The organism is Actinomarinicola tropica, from assembly GCF_009650215.1.
GTDB classification, from domain to species: Bacteria; Actinomycetota; Acidimicrobiia; order Acidimicrobiales; family SKKL01; genus Actinomarinicola; species Actinomarinicola tropica.
The window spans coordinates 2,638,635-2,654,500 of sequence record NZ_CP045851.1 but is presented as its reverse complement, the minus strand read 5'-3'; the positions used below and the strand labels follow the sequence as shown (position 1 = coordinate 2,654,500).

General features: G+C 72.5%; 15 protein-coding genes. 10 read left to right on the top strand and 5 right to left on the bottom strand.

Annotation, left to right across the window (positions count from 1 at the left end):
- Positions 1–3: 3 nt before the first annotated feature.
- The 3 genes from GH723_RS13065 to GH723_RS13055 are packed head-to-tail and all read left to right on the top strand — an operon-like array spanning position 4 to position 4,034.
- Positions 4–1,539, top strand: coding sequence for an AMP-binding protein (locus GH723_RS13065; protein ID WP_153760059.1), 1,536 nt, complete (start codon positions 4–6; stop codon positions 1,537–1,539).
- 52 nt (positions 1,540–1,591) lie between these two features.
- A complete protein-coding gene (locus GH723_RS13060; RefSeq protein WP_153760058.1) occupies positions 1,592–3,199 on the top strand; it encodes an ABC-F family ATP-binding cassette domain-containing protein in 1,608 nt (535 codons plus the stop codon).
- Between the two features lie 55 nt (positions 3,200–3,254).
- Complete coding sequence (locus GH723_RS13055) at positions 3,255–4,034, top strand: phosphotransferase (RefSeq protein ID WP_153760057.1); 780 nt, start codon at positions 3,255–3,257, stop codon at positions 4,032–4,034.
- A 9-nt stretch (positions 4,035–4,043) separates the two neighbouring features.
- On the opposite strand, the gene GH723_RS13050 is transcribed toward GH723_RS13055, so the two are convergent.
- Both GH723_RS13050 and GH723_RS13045 read right to left on the bottom strand, forming a co-directional pair.
- Positions 4,044–4,712 carry an anti-sigma factor gene (locus GH723_RS13050; RefSeq protein WP_153760056.1) on the bottom strand — a complete coding sequence of 223 codons (669 nt, stop codon included), beginning with the start codon at positions 4,710–4,712 and terminating at the stop codon, positions 4,044–4,046.
- Positions 4,705–5,277, bottom strand: a complete 573-nt coding sequence (locus tag GH723_RS13045; protein WP_195210289.1) for an RNA polymerase sigma factor — start codon at positions 5,275–5,277, stop codon at positions 4,705–4,707. Before GH723_RS13045 ends, GH723_RS13050 begins: the two co-directional genes overlap by 8 nt.
- A gap of 230 nt (positions 5,278–5,507) precedes the next feature.
- Between GH723_RS13045 and GH723_RS13040 the strand changes: the two genes are divergently transcribed.
- The 6 genes from GH723_RS13040 to GH723_RS13015 are packed head-to-tail and all read left to right on the top strand — an operon-like array spanning position 5,508 to position 10,934.
- Positions 5,508–6,134 carry a fasciclin domain-containing protein gene (locus GH723_RS13040; RefSeq protein WP_153760054.1) on the top strand — a complete coding sequence of 209 codons (627 nt, stop codon included), beginning with the start codon at positions 5,508–5,510 and terminating at the stop codon, positions 6,132–6,134.
- A gap of 7 nt (positions 6,135–6,141) precedes the next feature.
- Complete coding sequence (locus tag GH723_RS13035; RefSeq protein ID WP_153760053.1) at positions 6,142–6,585, top strand: SRPBCC family protein; 444 nt, start codon at positions 6,142–6,144, stop codon at positions 6,583–6,585.
- Positions 6,582–7,559: an SDR family NAD(P)-dependent oxidoreductase gene (locus GH723_RS13030; protein ID WP_153760052.1), complete on the top strand. Its 978-nt coding sequence runs from the start codon at positions 6,582–6,584 to the stop codon at positions 7,557–7,559. The genes GH723_RS13035 and GH723_RS13030 overlap by 4 nt, the downstream gene beginning before the upstream one ends.
- Positions 7,556–8,809, top strand: a complete 1,254-nt coding sequence (locus tag GH723_RS13025) for an NAD(P)/FAD-dependent oxidoreductase (RefSeq protein ID WP_153760051.1) — start codon at positions 7,556–7,558, stop codon at positions 8,807–8,809. Before GH723_RS13030 ends, GH723_RS13025 begins: the two co-directional genes overlap by 4 nt.
- The gene (locus GH723_RS13020; RefSeq protein WP_195210288.1) at positions 8,806–9,561 is read left to right on the top strand and encodes a DUF1365 domain-containing protein; all 756 of its coding nucleotides are present in this window, start codon (positions 8,806–8,808) and stop codon (positions 9,559–9,561) included. Before GH723_RS13025 ends, GH723_RS13020 begins: the two co-directional genes overlap by 4 nt.
- Positions 9,558–10,934, top strand: coding sequence for an SAM-dependent methyltransferase (locus GH723_RS13015; RefSeq protein WP_153760049.1), 1,377 nt, complete (start codon positions 9,558–9,560; stop codon positions 10,932–10,934). The genes GH723_RS13020 and GH723_RS13015 overlap by 4 nt, the downstream gene beginning before the upstream one ends.
- Here GH723_RS13015 and GH723_RS13010 read toward each other — a convergent pair.
- Complete coding sequence (locus GH723_RS13010; RefSeq protein WP_153760048.1) at positions 10,925–11,857, bottom strand: NAD-dependent epimerase/dehydratase family protein; 933 nt, start codon at positions 11,855–11,857, stop codon at positions 10,925–10,927. The genes GH723_RS13015 and GH723_RS13010 overlap by 10 nt on opposite strands.
- Positions 11,858–11,979: 122 nt before the next feature.
- Between GH723_RS13010 and GH723_RS13005 the strand changes: the two genes are divergently transcribed.
- A complete protein-coding gene (locus tag GH723_RS13005; protein WP_153760047.1) occupies positions 11,980–12,672 on the top strand; it encodes a TetR/AcrR family transcriptional regulator in 693 nt (230 codons plus the stop codon).
- Positions 12,673–12,772: 100 nt separating this feature from the next.
- On the opposite strand, the gene GH723_RS13000 is transcribed toward GH723_RS13005, so the two are convergent.
- Together GH723_RS13000 and GH723_RS12995 are read right to left on the bottom strand one after the other, a co-directional pair.
- The gene (locus tag GH723_RS13000) at positions 12,773–14,122 is read right to left on the bottom strand and encodes a serpin family protein (RefSeq protein ID WP_153760046.1); all 1,350 of its coding nucleotides are present in this window, start codon (positions 14,120–14,122) and stop codon (positions 12,773–12,775) included.
- Positions 14,123–14,187: 65 nt separating this feature from the next.
- Positions 14,188–15,831: a fumarate hydratase gene (locus tag GH723_RS12995; RefSeq protein WP_153760045.1), complete on the bottom strand. Its 1,644-nt coding sequence runs from the start codon at positions 15,829–15,831 to the stop codon at positions 14,188–14,190.
- Positions 15,832–15,866 lie beyond the last annotated feature (35 nt).

Genomic DNA, 15,866 nt, shown 5'->3' with positions numbered 1-15,866 from the left:
GGGATGAAGGTCGCGCTGAGCATCAAGGACTTCCTCGACCGTGGGGAGGGCGTCTACCGCGACCGCACCGCCCTGGTCGACGAGCCGGACCAGCCCGCGCCGTCGCTCGGGTCGCTCACCTTCGCCGACCTCGGTCGCCGGGCGCGCGGGTTCGCCGCCGGGCTCGACGAGATGGGCGTCGGCACCGGCGAGCGCGTGGCCGTGGTGTCCCAGAACGCCGCTCGACTCGTCACCGCGATGTACGGGGCGGCGGGCTACGGGCGCACGCTCGTCCCCATCAACTTCCGGCTGAGCGCGGCCGACGTCGACTACATCGTCGGCCACTGCGGGGCCTCGGTCCTGCTCGTCGACCCCGAGCTCGACGAGCCCCTCGCGGATGTCACCGCGGCCCACCGACTCGTGATCGGCGACGCCTCCGACGAGGTGCTCTTCCGTGCCGACGGCGACCCGCGCCCGTGGGAGCCGGACGAGGACGCCACGGCGTTCATCAACTACACGAGCGGCACGACGGCCCGGCCGAAGGGCGTCCAGCTCACCCACCGCAACAGCTGGCTGAACGCGACGACGTTCGGCTGGCAGGCCGGGGTCTCCGACCGCGACGTCTACCTCCACACCCTGCCGATGTTCCACGTCAACGGGTGGGGCATGCCGTTCGCCACCACCGGGATGGGCGTCACCCAGGTCGTCCTGCGGAAGGTCGACGGGGCCGAGATCCTCCGGCGCGTCGACGAGCACGGCGTCACCCTCCTCTGCGGCGCGCCGGCGGTGGTCGCCGCGGTGCTCGACGCCGCGGCTCAGTGGGACGGGCCCGTCCCCGGCCGCGACCGGGTGCGCATGGTCGTCGCCGGAGCGCCCCCGCCCACGCGCACCATCGAGCGGGTGATGAGCGAGCTCGGATGGGAGTTCATCCAGATCTACGGCCTGACCGAGACGTCACCCCTGCTCACGATGAACCGGATGCGTGCCGAGTGGGACGAGCTCGACGCCGCCGGACGCGCCGGCAAGCTCGTCCGCGCCGGGGCGCCTGCGCTCGGCGTGCAGCTGCGCATCAGCCCGCAGGGCGAGGTGCTCGCCCGGTCGAACCACTGCCTCGACGGCTACTGGGAGCAGCCGGAGGCCACCGACGCGGCGATCGTCGACGGCTGGTTCCACACCGGCGACGGCGGCTACCTCGACGACGACGGCTACCTCACGATCTCCGACCGCAAGAAGGACGTCATCATCTCCGGCGGCGAGAACGTCTCGTCGGTCGAGGTCGAGGACGCGCTGTTCTCCCATCCCGCGGTGGCCGAGGTGGCCGTCATCGGCGTCCCCGACGAGAAGTGGGGCGAGACGGTGAAGGCCCTGGTCGTGCTGGCCGCCGGCCAGGAGGTGGGCGAGGGGGAGCTCATCGATCACTGCCGCGAGCGGCTCGCCCACTACAAGTGCCCCACCTCGGTCGAGTTCCGTGACGAGCTGGCCCGCACCGCCACCGGCAAGCTCCAGAAGTTCAAGCTGCGCGCCCCCTACTGGGAGGGCCGGGAGCGCCAGGTCAACTGACCCGGGGCCATTCCCGGTCGGAGCCGGGCGGGCGGCCCTCCATACTTGCGGGGTGATCCAGGTCCGGGACCTCGCCGTCGAGGTGGGAGGCAAGACGCTCGCGGAGGGCATCTCCTTCGACGTGCGCGCCAAGGACAAGGTCGGCCTGGTGGGGCGCAACGGGGCGGGCAAGACCAGCCTGTTCAAGACCCTCGGCGGTGCGCTGCCCCCGAAGTCCGGCACGGTGAAGATCACCGGCGGCGTCGGCTACCTCTCCCAGGATCCGCGCGTCGACGACGTCCCGCCCGACACGCCGGGGCTCACCCACGTGCTGTCGGGCCGGGGCCTCGACGAGGCGATGGTGCGCCTCGAGAAGGCCCGCCTGCGCATCGAGGAGAACCCGAGCGAGGACAACGTCGCCCGCTTCAGCCGCCTCCAGGAGCGCTTCGAGATGGAGGGCGGGTACGCCGCCGAGTCCGAGGTGCGACGCATCGCCAGCGGCCTCGGCCTCGAGGACGACCGGCTCGACCTCCCCATCGGCGTCCTGTCGGGCGGCCAGCGTCGCCGCGTCGAGCTGGCGCGCATCCTGTTCGCCGGCAGCGACGTCCTCCTGCTCGACGAGCCCACCAACCACCTCGACGCCGACGCCAAGGACTGGCTGCTCGGCTTCCTGCGGTCCTACCAGGGCGCGCTGCTCGTCATCAGCCACGACCTCGACCTCCTCGACGAGGCGATCACCCGCGTGATCCACCTCGACCGGGAGGGCGAGGAGGCGCTGGGCGAGGTCGTCGAGTACAAGGGCACCTACTCGCAGTACCTGGTCGCCCGGGAGAAGGACGAGGAGCGGCTGGCCAAGCTGGCCGACCGCCAGGAGGCCGAGATCCGCCGCCTCGCCACGCTCGCCGACTCCATGCGGGGCCAGACGGCGAAGCGGGCGCGCCAGGCCAAGTCGCTCGACACCCGGGTCTCCAAGCTCGAGGAGAAGAAGGTCGAGGGACCGCAGAAGCGGCGCACGATGCAGGTCCGCTTCCCGGAGCCGCCTCACGCCGGCCGCACGGTCGTCGAGGTCGACGGCCTGGCCAAGTCCTACGGCGACCTCACCGTCTTCGTCGACGTCGAGTTCGACCTCGGTCGGGGCGAGCGCATCCTCGTCATGGGCCTGAACGGCGCGGGCAAGACCAGCCTCCTGCGCATCCTCGCCGGCGAGACCCAGGCCGACCTCGGCACCGTCCGCTGGGGCCACAACGTCTCGGTCGGCTACTACGCGCAGGAGCACGAGGGCATCGACGCCGGCCGGTCCCTCCTCGACCACATGCGGGAGCAGGCCGGGCTCGACGACGAGGAGCTGCGCCGGCTGATGGGCATGTTCGGCCTGTCCGGCGACAAGGCCCACCAGGACGCCGGCACCCTGTCCGGCGGCGAGAAGACGAAGCTGGCGCTGGCGCAGCTGGTCGCGGGCCGCCACAACCTGCTGCTGCTCGACGAGCCGACGAACAACCTCGACCCCGGGTCGCGCACCGCGACGGCCAACGCGCTCGCCGACTGGCCGGGGACGATGATCATCGTCAGCCACGACGCCGAGTTCGTGCGCGAGCTCCAGCCCGACCGGGTGCTGATGATGCCCGAGGCGCAGCTCGACTATTGGAGCGACGACCTGCTGGAGCTCGTCGAGCTCTCCTGATCTGCCCGGCTCCGGCGTCCACGTCGCCTCCTCCCACGTCCTCTACCGTGACGCCGTGACGTCACGGCGGACATCGGGCACCGGCAGCACCACCACGCGGGGGTGGGACGGGCTGGTCGCGTGGGGGCCGGGCCAGGTCCTCGCCAAGCTCGGCGGCGACCACCACCACGACGTACGCCTGGTCGAGCTCGACGGCCGCCGCCGCGTGGCGCGACTGGGCACGCACGGCGATGCCGCGCTCGAGTGGGAGCTCGACCTCCTCGAGCAGCTCCACGCCGCCGGCGTCAACGTCGCCCGGCCGATCCGCACAGCGGACGGCCGCCGGCGGGTGGGACCGCTCGTCGTGTTCGAGGAGGTCGAGGGACCACCGCCGACCACCCGCAGGGACTGGGACGACGTCGCCTCGGCGCTGCGCTGGCTCCACCGGATCACCGCCGACTGGCCCCAGCGGCCGGGCCGACGCACCTCCGTCGAGCTGGCGCGCGGCGGCACCTCCGACGACCTCACGGCCACGCCGCTCCCACCCCGGATCCTCGACAGGTGCCGCGGCGCGTGGGGCCGGCTCGACGAGCGGGATCTGGCGGTGGTGCTCGGCGAGGTGCGTGCCGACGTCATCCGGATGACCCCGAGGGGACCGGTCTTCCTCGACTGGACCGGTGCGCGCGTCGACGACCCTGCGCTCGACCTCGCCGGGCTGCCCGAGGACGCGTCACCGCTCGATCGCCGCCGCCGGTGGTCGGCGTCCCAGGCCCTGGCGGCCTGGACGGTGGCCCGCAGCTGGAGCGTCGACCTCGGCCACGCACGGCAGGCGCTCGACACCATCCGCTGGCCCTGAGCAGCGGGGTCAGAAGCTGAGCTGACCCCGCAGGACGCTGTTGCCGGAGTGTGTGGGGTCCCCGTCGAGGGGCTCGATCGACACGTCGACGATGGGGAACGCCTCCGGGTCGATGGTGGCCGGGAGGTCGTAGGTGCCGTCGTCGCGGACGGGGCCGAGGGAGATGAGCTGGGTGACGTCGGGGTCGATGACCCAGACCTCGAGGAAGCCGTCGTCGGCGTCCACGCCCTCCAGGTCGACCTTCAGGCGGAGCCGGCCGTCGACCTCGACGAGCTCGGCACGGCCCTCGGCGTCGCCCGGGAGCAGGTCCAGCTCGCTGCTCGCGAGCACCGTCTGCTCCGGCTCCCGGTCGGACATCAGGGCGACGGCTGCCACACCGGCGAGCAGCACGAGCGCGGCGGCCGCGGCGAGGAACAGCGGCTGGCGGCGCGCCGGACGCAGCGGCACGACCGTGCCCGGCCCGCCGGTGGCCAGCGGCCCGTCGTCGTCCTCGGGTTCCACGGTCCGGTCGTCGGCGTGCGACGGCTGGTCGACGCCAGCATCGACGCCGGCCTCGGCGGCGATCCGGGCCCAGAGGTCGGCAGGGGGCGCCTCCCACCCGACGGGCTCGGAGCCGGCGCGGCGCCCGAGGGCGCGCAGCTCGGCGAGCTCGTCGTCGATCTCGTGGTGATCAGACATCGGTTCCACCTCCTTCCAGGTGGGGGCGTAGTCGTTGCAGGGCACGGCGGACGTCGCTCTTGACGGTGCCGAGCGGCAGGTCGAGGCGCTCCGCGATCTCGGTGTGGGTCATATCGGACCAGAACGCCAGCTCGACGACCTGGCGCGCTCGGGGCGAGAGCGTCTCGAGCGCCCGCTGCACGAGGAGCTGGTCGGCCAGCTGGTCGGGGTGGGCGTCCTCGACGGCGTCACCCTTGGCGTCGGTCACGTCGACGTCCGGGGTGGGGGTGGAGGACCGACGGCGGTGGGCATCGACCACCCGGTAGCGGGCGATGCCCATCAGCCAGCCGGCCAGCGTGCCCTTCGACGGGTCGAAGCGGTCCCGCGACCGCCACGCGCTGATGAACACCTCCTGGGAGCAATCGGCCGCCGCATCGCGATCGCCGAGGGAGCGCATGCAGTAGGTGAAGACGAGCGTGCCGAACTGCTCGAACGCCTGCCGCAGGGCCGTCCCGTCCCCCGACGCCCAGGCCGCGGCGATCGCGGCATCGTCCGCGTCGCGGCTGTCCTCGTCTGCGGCGACCACGGCGACACGGTAGTGGCTCGGGTCCGGGCGCCTGGTCACCCCGGGTGCGGGGGCTGTGAGGAGTGCGTTCATGGGGGGCTCGTGCGGGGCAGGTGGGGGGTCGCCCTCTACTTCGTCGCAGCCGGCGCCTCCGGATGCGCGGCGAAAGAGTTCCGTGAGGGTGCATCCGATCGGCGGGTCCGCTCCGAAGCAGCAGCCACACACCGACCCCCCCCCAAGGAGCACGACCCATGAACCGACGCACGATGCGCCTCTCCGCCGGCGTGGTCGCCGCCGCCCTGCTGCTCGCCGCCTGCGGCGACGACGACGGCGACGACGCGTCCGACGCGCCTGCCACCGAGCAGACCGAGTCCACCGAGGCGACCGAGACCACCGAGGAGATGTCCGAGTCCACCGACGAGGACATGTCCGACGACGAGATGGCGGGCGACGACATCGTCGACACCGCCGTCGCCGCCGGCAGCTTCGAGACCCTCGTGACCGCCGTCCAGGCCGCCGGCCTGGAGGAGACCCTCCGCGGCGAGGGCCCGTTCACGGTCTTCGCCCCGACCGACGACGCCTTCGCCGCCCTCCCCGAGGGCACGCTCGACACCCTCCTCGAGGATCCCGAGGGTGACCTCGCCGACATCCTGACCTACCACGTGGTCGAGGGCGAGGTCCTCGCCGCCGACGTCGTCGAGCTCGACGGCCAGGAGGTCACCACGGTCAACGGTGCGACGTTCACCGTCAACGTCGGCGACGACGGCTCGGTCAGCCTGACCGACGCCGCCGGCAACACCGTCAACGTCGTCCAGACCGACATCGAGACGAGCAACGGCGTCATCCACGTCCTCGACGGCGTGCTGCTGCCGGGCTGATCTCGACATGGCCCGCTACCGCTGCACCATCGAGACCCCGCTGTCCGTCGAGGATGCCTTCGACTACATGGCCCGCTTCTCGCACGCGAGCGAGTGGGACCCGAGCGTCGTGCGCGCCGAGATGGTCACCGACGAGCCCGTCGGTGAGGGGTCCGAGTTCGAGGTGGTCGTCCGCTCGCTGGGTCGGGAGATGCCCTTCCGGTACCGGGTGACCGAGCACGACCGTCCTCGGCGGGTGGTGCTGCGGGCGGAGCGCGGCTCGATCGTGTCGGAGGACACGGTCACGGTGACGGCGCTCTCTGTCGGGGGGAGCGCCGTCACCTACGACGCCGAGCTGCGGCTCTCGGGTCCCGCTCGGATCCTCGACCCGCTGCTCGGCCTGCTGTTCCAGGGCATCGGTCGCAAGGCCGAGTCCGGCTTGCGCCGGGAGCTGGGGAAGGACCGCTCGTGACGAGCGGCCCCACCCCGGTCGCTCGCGTCCTCGACGCCGTGCTCGAGGGTGCCGTGGTCCCCAGCTTCACCCGACTCGGTCCGGCGGTGCGCTCCCGGCTCTTCGACTGGGACGACCCGCCGCCCGGTGCGCTGGACGACGCCGTCGCGGTCGTCACCGGCGCGACGTCGGGCATCGGCGAAGCGCTGGCCTCCGGCCTCGCCCGTGCCGGCGCCACCGTGCACGCCGTCGGCCGCGACGCCGCCAAGCTCGAGAGCGTCGCCCGGCGCATCCGGGACGAGGTGCCCGGCGCCGATGTGGTCGAGCAGCACGCCGACCTCGGTCGGCTCGACGACGTGCGGGCGTTGGCCGAACGGCTCGACCGGGCCACCGACCGGATCGCCGTCCTGGCCCACGTCGCCGGGGCCCTCGTCCACGACCTCCAGCGCACCGACGACGACATCGAGCTGACCTTCCAGGTCCACGTCGTCGCCCCGCACCTGCTGACCTCGGCGCTCCTGCCGCGCCTCACCGCGGGCGGCGGCCGGGTCGTCACCATGTCCTCGGGCGGGATGTACACGCAGCCGCTCGACGTCGACGCCCTGGTCGATCCGCCCCAGCCCTTCGACGGGACCCGCGCCTACGCCCGGGCCAAGCGCGCGCAGGTGGTGCTCAACGCCGAGTGGGCCCGTCGCCACCCCGAGGCCGGCGTCGCGTTCCACGCCATGCACCCCGGCTGGGTCGACACCCCCGGTCTCACCTCGGGGCTCCCCGGCTTCGCCCGGGTCCTCCGGCCGGCGCTGCGCACCCCCGCGTCCGGAGCTGACACCGCGCTGTGGCTGGCGTGGACGCCGGACGCGCCGGCCCCCGGTGGCGACTTCTGGCTCGACCGTCGCCGGCGCCACACCGTGGTGCTCCCGTGGACGCGGGCCGACGGCCGCGAGGTCGACCGGCTGTGGTTCACCGTCGAGGACCTGGCGGGGAGGACGTCGTGAGGATCGCCATCGTCGGCACCGGCATCTCCGGCCTCGTCGCCGCCCACCACCTCCGCCGGCGCCACGACATCACCGTCTTCGAGGCTGCCGATCGCATCGGCGGGCACACCAACACCGTCGACGTCGAGATCGCCGACGGGCGGTTCAGCGTCGACACCGGCTTCATCGTCTGCAACGAGCGCACCTATCCGCACTTCCTCGCCCTGCTCGACGAGCTCGGTGTGGCCACCCAGCCGAGCGACATGAGCTTCTCGGTGAGCGACGAGAGGTCGGGGATCGAGTACCGGGCGACCAACGTCAACAGCGTGTTCGCCCAGCGTCGGAACCTGCTGCGCCCCGGCTTCCAGCGGATGGTCGTCGACATCCTCCGCTTCAACCGCGGTCTGCGCCGGGACCTCGACGCCGGGCGCCTCGACCCCGACGAGTCGCTTGCCGACCACCTGGCGTCGGGGCGCTACTCCTCGCAGTTCGTCGAACGGTTCCTCGTCCCGTTCGGCGCGTCGATCTGGTCGGCCGACCCGACGACCTTCCTCGAGTTCCCGACCGCCACCTACGCCCGGTTCATGTCGAACCACGGCCTCCTCGACCTGGTCGGCCGCCCGACGTGGCGCACCGTCGTGGGCGGGTCGAGCACCTACGTGCGCGCGCTGACCGCACCGTTCTCCGACCGCATCCGCACCTCCACGCCGGTGCACAAGCTGGTGCGCGACCGGGTGGCGGGGGAGGTCGAGGTCGTCACCGACGCGGGAGCCGAGCGCTTCGACCGGGTCGTCGTCGCCACCCACAGCGACCAGGCGCTGCGCCTCCTCGGCGACCCGAGCGAGCGCGAGCAGGAGATCCTCGGGGCGATCCGCTACCAGCCGAACGTCGCCACCCTGCACACCGACGCCCGGATGCTGCCCCGCAACCACCGGGCCCGAGCGTCGTGGAACTTCCACGTCGCCGACGGCGGGGGAGAGCGGGCCACCCTGACCTACTGGATGAACCTCCTCCAGTCGCTCCCCACCGAGACGCCGCTGCTCGTCACCCTCAACCGCTCCGACGAGATCAGCCCCGAGACCGTCCTCTACGAGACCGAGTACGACCACCCGGTCTACGACGCGCCCGCCATCCGGGCCCAGGCGCGCCGGGACGAGATCCAGGGGGTGGACGGCACCTACTACGCCGGGGCCTACTGGAGCTACGGGTTCCACGAGGACGGCGTGCGGTCCGGGCTCGACGTCGTCCGTGCGATCGAGGGGCGGGTGTGACGATCCAGATCTACGACAGCACGGTGCGGCACCACCGGGGGCGCCCCGACCACCGGTTCGCGGTGCGGGCGCGCTACGTCGTCGCCGAGGCGTCCGACGTCGTCGGCTCCCGGCGGGTGCCGGGGTGGCCGGGAGCGCGCCTGCGCCGGCGGGACGTGTTCGACGGGACGGACGCGCCGCTCGACGCCGCCGTGCGCGACCTCGTCGACGAGCGGCTCGGCCGCCGCCCCTCGGGTCCCGTGCTCGTGATGACCCAGCCACGGTCGCTCGGGTGGCTCTTCAACCCCCTCACCGTGATGTGGTGCCTGTCCGACGACGGCTCGTCGCTCGACGCCGTGGTGCTCGAGGTGTCCAACACGCCCTGGCACGAGCGGCACTGGTACGTCCTCGGCGGCGACCGGGTCCAGCGGGGCGGTGACACGTTCGCCAAGGAGATGCACGTGTCGCCCTTCATGCCCATGGACCTCGCCTACCGGTGCCGGACGACCGTGCCCGACGAGCGCCTGTCCCTCCACCTCCAGCTCGTCACGACCGCCTCCGGCGAGCGGGTCTTCGACGCCGGTGTGGTCGGTCGACGGCTCGACGCGCCGTCGAGCTGGCGCGACCGCGTGCGGTCGGCGTTGCAGACGCTTCGCGTCTCGGCCGGCATCTACGCCCACGCCGTCGCGCTGCGCCGCAAGGGCGCCACGTTCCACCGCCACCCCGGGCGCGCCGCGCCCGAGGTCGCCCTCACCTCCCGGAGGTCCGCATGACCGCGCTCGAGATCCCGACGGACGGTGCGCTGCCCGAGCCGGATCCGCCGCTCAGCATCATCCCGGAGCAGCCGACAGGTCGGGGACGGGTCGCGCCCGAGCGGTTGCTCGCACACGCCCGGCGGCACAGCGTGGTGCCCCGGATCGGTGCCGCCGCCGCTCGGGCCGCCGTGCTGCGGCTCCTGCACCTCGTCGAGGGCGGCGAGGTCGTGGTCGTCGACGGCGACGACCGCCGCACGGTCAGCTCGACATCCGACGACCGCTACGGGCGGGCGCACCTGCGGGCCGTCGTCACCGTGCACGACCCCCGCTTCTACGCCGCGGTCGTCCGGGGCGGGTCGTCGGGTCTCGGTGAGGCCTACCGCCAGGGCTGGTTCGACGTCGACGACCTCACCGCGCTGCTCCGGCTCCTCGCCCGCGCCATGCGTCGCGTCGAGCCGATCCGCCAGCGCGCCCACCGGCTCGCCCGACCCGTTGCGGAGCCGATCCGTCGACGCCGTCGCCCCGACCCGCAGCGCGACCGCGACAACATCGCCGCCCACTACGACCTCGGCAACGACTTCTTCGAGCTGTTCCTCGACCCGACGCTCACCTACAGCGCCGGCATCTTCGAGCGGCCCGACGCGTCGTTGGCCGAGGCGTCGATCGCCAAGATCGAGCGGCTGTGCCAGGCCCTCGACCTACAGCCGGGCCAGCGGGTCGTCGAGATCGGCACGGGGTGGGGGGCCTTCGCCATCCACGCCGCTCGCCACCACGGGGTCGAGGTCGTCACCACCACGCTGTCGGCCGAGCAGCACGCCGTCGCCACCGCCCGGGTGCGTGCAGCCGGGCTCGAGGACCGCATCGAGGTGCGCCTCGACCACTACCGCGACCTCCACGGACGCTTCGACGCCCTCGTCGCCGTCGAGATGATCGAGGCCGTCGACTGGCGGGAGCTCGGCGACTTCGTCGAGCACTGCGCCCGACTCGTCGGCCCCGACGGCGCCGTCGCCTACCAGGCGATCGTCGCCGCCCCTGCCCGGTGGAGCCGTGCCCGGGTCACCGAGGACTTCATCAAGAGCCACGTGTTCCCGGGCGGCAACCTGCCGTCGGTGCCGTCGATCCTCGACGCCGCCACGGCCCGCACCGACCTGTCGCTCGTCGACCTCGCGGACTTCGGGATGGACTACGCGGAGACGCTCCGCCGATGGGGCGCGACGCTCGCCGACCGCCGAGCCGACGCCCAGGCGTTGGGCCTCGACGACGCCTTCCTGCGGCTCTGGGACTTCTACCTGCGCTACTGCGAGGCGGGGTTCGAGGAGCGGCAGGTGAGCGTGGTGCAGATGGTGCTCGAGCGCCCCGGCCGGGCCCGCTCGCTCCTCGGTCAGGCCTGACGGCGCCACCAGTCGACCGTCGCCGCCACGGCCGCGTCCATCGACGTCGGTGCGAGGCCGAAGGTCGACTCGGTGAGCGACGAGTCGAGGACGAACGGGTCGGTGAACTGGTAGCGGATCTCCTCCAGCTCGCGCATGACGGGGACGGCGACGCCCATGGCGCGCATGAGGGCGTGCGGGAAGGTGCCGATGCGCGGCGTCGGGGCGCCGGCGACGGTCGCCACGTGCTCGGCCATCTGGCGGTAGGTGCGGGGCGGGTTCGTCGGCACGTGCCACGCCCGGCCCCACGCCCTCTCGTCGGTGGCGAGCGCGACGAGGGTGGTCGCGACGTCGGGCAGGTACGTCCACGAGTGCGGGACGTCGGGGCTCGCGATGTGCATCAGCTTCTTGCCGGCGAGCACCTTCGGCATGAAGCGCGCGCCGAGGTGGTCGTTGCCGCCGTGGGGTCCGAAGAAGTCCGAGGCTCGGGCCTCGGTCACCCGCGCCCGGCCCGCCTCGTGCGCCGCGAGGGCGTCGGCCCACATGCGGGCGCGGATCGTGCCCTTCTTCGTCGGCGTGCCGACCGGGGTCGACTCGGTCATCGGGCTCGTCCCGGGCGCGTAGAGGTAGAGGTTGCCGGTGGTGACGAGCACCGCTCCCGTGCGCTCGGCGGTGGTCAGGATCGACGCGGCGAGCGGGGGCCAGACCTCGGCCCACGCGCTGTAGTCGCCGGGGTTGGCGCAGTTGTAGAGGGCAGCGGCGCCGTCGACGAGGCGGGCGAGCGCGTCGGCATCGCTCGCGTCGGCGGCGACGCGCTCCACGCCGGGGAGGTCGGGCCCACTGCCCGAGCGGGTGACGATGCGCACCTCGTGGCCGAGCTCGACGAGGCGGTGGGCGGTGAGCGTGCCGACGGCGCCGGCTCCGACGATGACGTGGCGGTCCATGGGGACTCCTGTGGATGAAAGGGAGAGCGGTGCTCTCGTTCAAGAGCACTGTGCGCCATCCGCTGACGGTTGTCAAGAGCGGTGCTCTCGAAAGTGAGCGGCGCTCTGGTACTCTCCGCCCCATGAGCGCACCCCGCACCGCCCGAGCCCGGGCCCGGGCCGAGCTGACCGCCGAGATCCTCGACGCCGCCCGGCGGCAGCTGGCCGATGTCGGCCCCACGGACCTGTCGCTCCGCGCCATCTCCCGCGAGCTGGGGATGGCCTCGTCGGCCCTCTACCGGTACTTCCCGAGCCGCGACGCGCTGCTCACCGCCCTCATCGTCGAGGCCTACGACGAGATCGGCGCCGCCGTGGAGGCGGCCGAATCCGGCGTGGACCGGGCGGACGTGGCCGGGCGGTGGCGGGCCGCGACCCGAGCGGCCCGCTCGTGGGCGCTCGACCACCCGCACCAGTACGCCCTCATCTACGGCTCACCCGTCCCGGGCTACGAGGCGCCTCCCGACACCATCGACCCCGCGGGTCGGGTCGGGATCGTGCTCGCCAGGATCGTGCAGGACGCGCACGCGTCCGGCGAGCTGGCGCGACCGGACGTCGACGCGCCCGTCGGCCTCCTCCACCCGGGGCTCGACGCGGTGTTCGGGGAGGTCCCGCCGGCGCTCGTGGCCGCCGGGATCCGCGCGTGGACGACGTTGTTCGGCACGATCAGCTTCGAGATGTTCGGCCACTACGAGAACGTCGTGGCCGACCGCGGCGCCTTCTTCGACCTGGCGATGGCCCGTGCCGCCGCCGACGTCGGACTGACGCTCTCATCCTGAGCCTGACCCGCGGGCGAACACGAGCACCGGCCCCGGCGATCTGGCGCGTCCGTCGACCCGAGATCTCGGCAGCACCCGGACGAGGTCCGCATCGTCGAGCTCAGCCGGCGGTGGGGTCGGTGACCTCACCGATGAAGAGGATCGATCCGGTGGCGTCGTCCTGGATCACGAACACGAAGGGCCGGTCGAGGTGCAACGTGGCCGGCGGTGGGGCGGACGTGACGCTGATGATCATCGCGGTGGCGGCGGACGCCTCGGTGCCCTCCTCGTCCACCGTCACGTTCGCCTGGTGGAACGCTCCCGACACGAACAGCTCGCGGGCGGCGGTGATGCCGGTGAGGTCGGCACCGTCGTCGCCCATCGGGGGCCGGAACAGGTCGACGATGCCCAGCCGCTCGAGGGCGGGCACGAGGTCGATCTCGCTCGCCACCTCGAAGCGGGGCATCTGCAGGTCGACGATGTGGTCGCTCATCGCGGCCGGCGACCCGGTCGGCTCGGGCCGCCTCGTCACCTCGAGCAGCGTGGCGGCGTCGAGCCCGCTCACGACGTCGTCGAAGCGCCCGTGGTCGGGCACGAGCAGCACCATCGACGCCTCGCCCGCGTAGGGAAGTCGGACCGCGCCCCACCCGTCGCCCTCGCCGTAGAGGGCGCGGATCTCCTGCGCCATCGTCGGGACGGTCACATCGTCGCCCGACAGGGTCGTGAACGTTCCGTCACGCGTGGTCGAAGGGTCGAACCGGTTGATCCAGTTGGCCTCGAAGTGGATGGCGTTGGCGAGCACGAGCCGGGTGAGGTCGGTGATCGCGCCCTCGGGGACGAGGTCGGTGATCCGTCCCTCGGTGGCTTCGCCGACCCAGTCGTTGACGGCCGTGCGGGACTCCTCCGGGGCGCCGATGAAGTCGACCGTGCGCAGCCCCTCGCCGTAGTGGCTCGCCAGGAGATCGAGGTAGGCGGGATCGAACGGGTACCCAGCCTGGCCCCAGATGCTGTTGGCGATCGACAGCTCGAGCGGTTGGAGGCCCTCGGCGCCCTCCCACATGTGACGCTCCTCGAGGAGGTCCTGGTCGAGCGCGTTGCGCTGCGCGTGCCACTCGTCGGCGTCGCTCACGCCGAGAGCCGCCGCCAGCTGCTCGTAGGTGTCGCCTCGCGCTCCGGCCGTCGTCATCGCGAGAGCCACGGTGATGCTGTAGGGCGAGAAGAAGAGGTTGCCGCCGTCGGCGTCGGCGCGAAGGGCCTGGTAGAGGTCGACGGCGAAGGCCGTGTCGCTCTCGACGACCGGCGCGGTCCGGACAGAGGCCGCCGGCGGCTCGCGCGGCACGTCGGAGCCGACCTCGACCACCTCGGCCGCCGCCACCTCAGCGTCCCCGTCGTCGCCGCCGCAGGCGCCGACCACCACTGCGAGCACCAGTCCCGCGGCCAGCCACCTCGTCCCTCGCCGTCGTCGCATCATGCGTGACCTCCACCCGTCGTCGCCCCGTGCTGCTACGACGGCGCGCCACCCGCGATGGGTTCCCGCTACCGCTTCACCGCGATGTCGACCGGGCGGTTGACCGACTCGAAGAAGTCGTTGCCCTTGTCGTCGACGACGATGAACGCCGGGAAGTCCTGGACCTCGATGCGCCAGACCGCCTCCATGCCGAGCTCGGGGTACTCCAGGGTCTCGACCTTGGTGATGCAGTCCTTGGCCAGGCGGGCCGCCGGACCGCCGATCGAGCCGAGGTAGAAGCCGCCGTGGCGCTTGCAGGCATCGGTGACCTGCTGCGAGCGGTTGCCCTTCGCCAGCATGACGTAGCTGCCGCCGGCGGCCTGGAACTGGTCGACGTAGGAGTCCATGCGTCCGGCCGTCGTGGGCCCGAACGAGCCGGAGGCGTAGCCCTCGGGCGTCTTGGCCGGACCGGCGTAGTACACCATGTGGTCCCGCAGGTACTGGGGCATCGACTCGCCGGCGTCGAGGCGCTCCTGGATCTTGGCGTGGGCGATGTCGCGGGCGACGACCATCGGCCCGGTCAGCGACAGGCGCGTCTTCACCGGGTACTTCGACAGCTCGGCGCGGATCTCGTCCATCGGCCGGTTGAGGTCGATCTCGACGACCTGGCTGTCGTCGAGGTGCTCGTCGGTGACGTCCGGCAGGTACTGGGCCGGGTTGGTCTCGAGCTGCTCGAGGAAGATGCCCTCGGCGGTGATCTTGCCGAGCGCCTGGCGGTCGGCGGAGCACGACACCGCGATGCCCACCGGGAGCGACGCGCCGTGGCGCGGGAGGCGGATGACGCGCACGTCGTGGCAGAAGTACTTGCCGCCGAACTGGGCGCCGATGCCCGTCGTCTGGGAGAGCGTGAGGATCTCGGCCTCGAGCTCGACGTCGCGGAAGCCGTGACCGAGCTCGCTGCCCTCCGTGGGCAGGGTGTCGAGGTAGCGGGCCGAGGCGAGCTTCGCCGTCTTCATCGTGTGCTCGGCCGACGTGCCGCCGATGACGACGGCCAGGTGGTACGGCGGGCACGCCGCGGTGCCGAGGCTGCGGATCTTCTCGTCGATGAAGCTCATCAGCTTGGCCGGGTTCAGGAGCGCCTTGGTCTCCTGGTAGAGGTAGCTCTTGTTGGCCGAGCCGCCGCCCTTGGCCATGAAGAGGAACGAGTAATGGTCGCCCGGCGTGGCGTAGATCTCGATCTGGGCCGGCAGGTTGTTGCCGGTGTTCTTCTCCTCCCACATGGAGAGCGGCGCCATCTGGGAGTAGCGGAGGTTGGACGTCGTGTAGGTGTCGAAGACGCCCCTGGCGATCGCCTCCTCGTCGGTGCCGCCGGTGAGGACGAGCTCGCCCTTCTTCCCCATGACGATGGCCGTGCCGGTGTCCTGGCACGATGGCAGGACGTAGCCGGCCGCGATGTTGGCGTTCTTCAGCAGGTCGAGGGCCACGAAGCGGTCGTTGGCCGACGCCTCGGGGTCGTCGAGGATCCCGCGCAGCTGGGCGAGGTGGCCGGGCCGCAGCAGGTGGGCGATGTCGCGCATGGCCGTCGCTGTGAGCAGGCGGATCGCCTCGGGGTCGACCTCGAGGAAGGTGCGCCCCGCCGCCTCGATCGTGCGCACCCCGTCGGTGGTGAGGAGCCGGTACTCGGTGTCCGCCGGGCCGAGGGGGAGGAGGTCGGTGTAGGAGAAGTCGCTCACGTCGTCGAACCGTACCGACGCGTGCCGTCTCGGCG

Coding starts and splice junctions, on each gene's coding strand:
- GH723_RS13000 (WP_153760046.1), bottom strand. CDS start 14,122: ATGATGCGACGACGGCGAGGGACGAGGTGGCTGGCCGCGGGACTGGTG.
- GH723_RS13005 (WP_153760047.1), top strand. CDS start 11,980: ATGAGCGCACCCCGCACCGCCCGAGCCCGGGCCCGGGCCGAGCTGACC.
- GH723_RS13040 (WP_153760054.1), top strand. CDS start 5,508: ATGAACCGACGCACGATGCGCCTCTCCGCCGGCGTGGTCGCCGCCGCC.
- GH723_RS13035 (WP_153760053.1), top strand. CDS start 6,142: ATGGCCCGCTACCGCTGCACCATCGAGACCCCGCTGTCCGTCGAGGAT.
- GH723_RS13015 (WP_153760049.1), top strand. CDS start 9,558: ATGACCGCGCTCGAGATCCCGACGGACGGTGCGCTGCCCGAGCCGGAT.
- GH723_RS13010 (WP_153760048.1), bottom strand. CDS start 11,857: ATGGACCGCCACGTCATCGTCGGAGCCGGCGCCGTCGGCACGCTCACC.
- GH723_RS13065 (WP_153760059.1), top strand. CDS start 4: ATGAAGGTCGCGCTGAGCATCAAGGACTTCCTCGACCGTGGGGAGGGC.
- GH723_RS13050 (WP_153760056.1), bottom strand. CDS start 4,712: ATGTCTGATCACCACGAGATCGACGACGAGCTCGCCGAGCTGCGCGCC.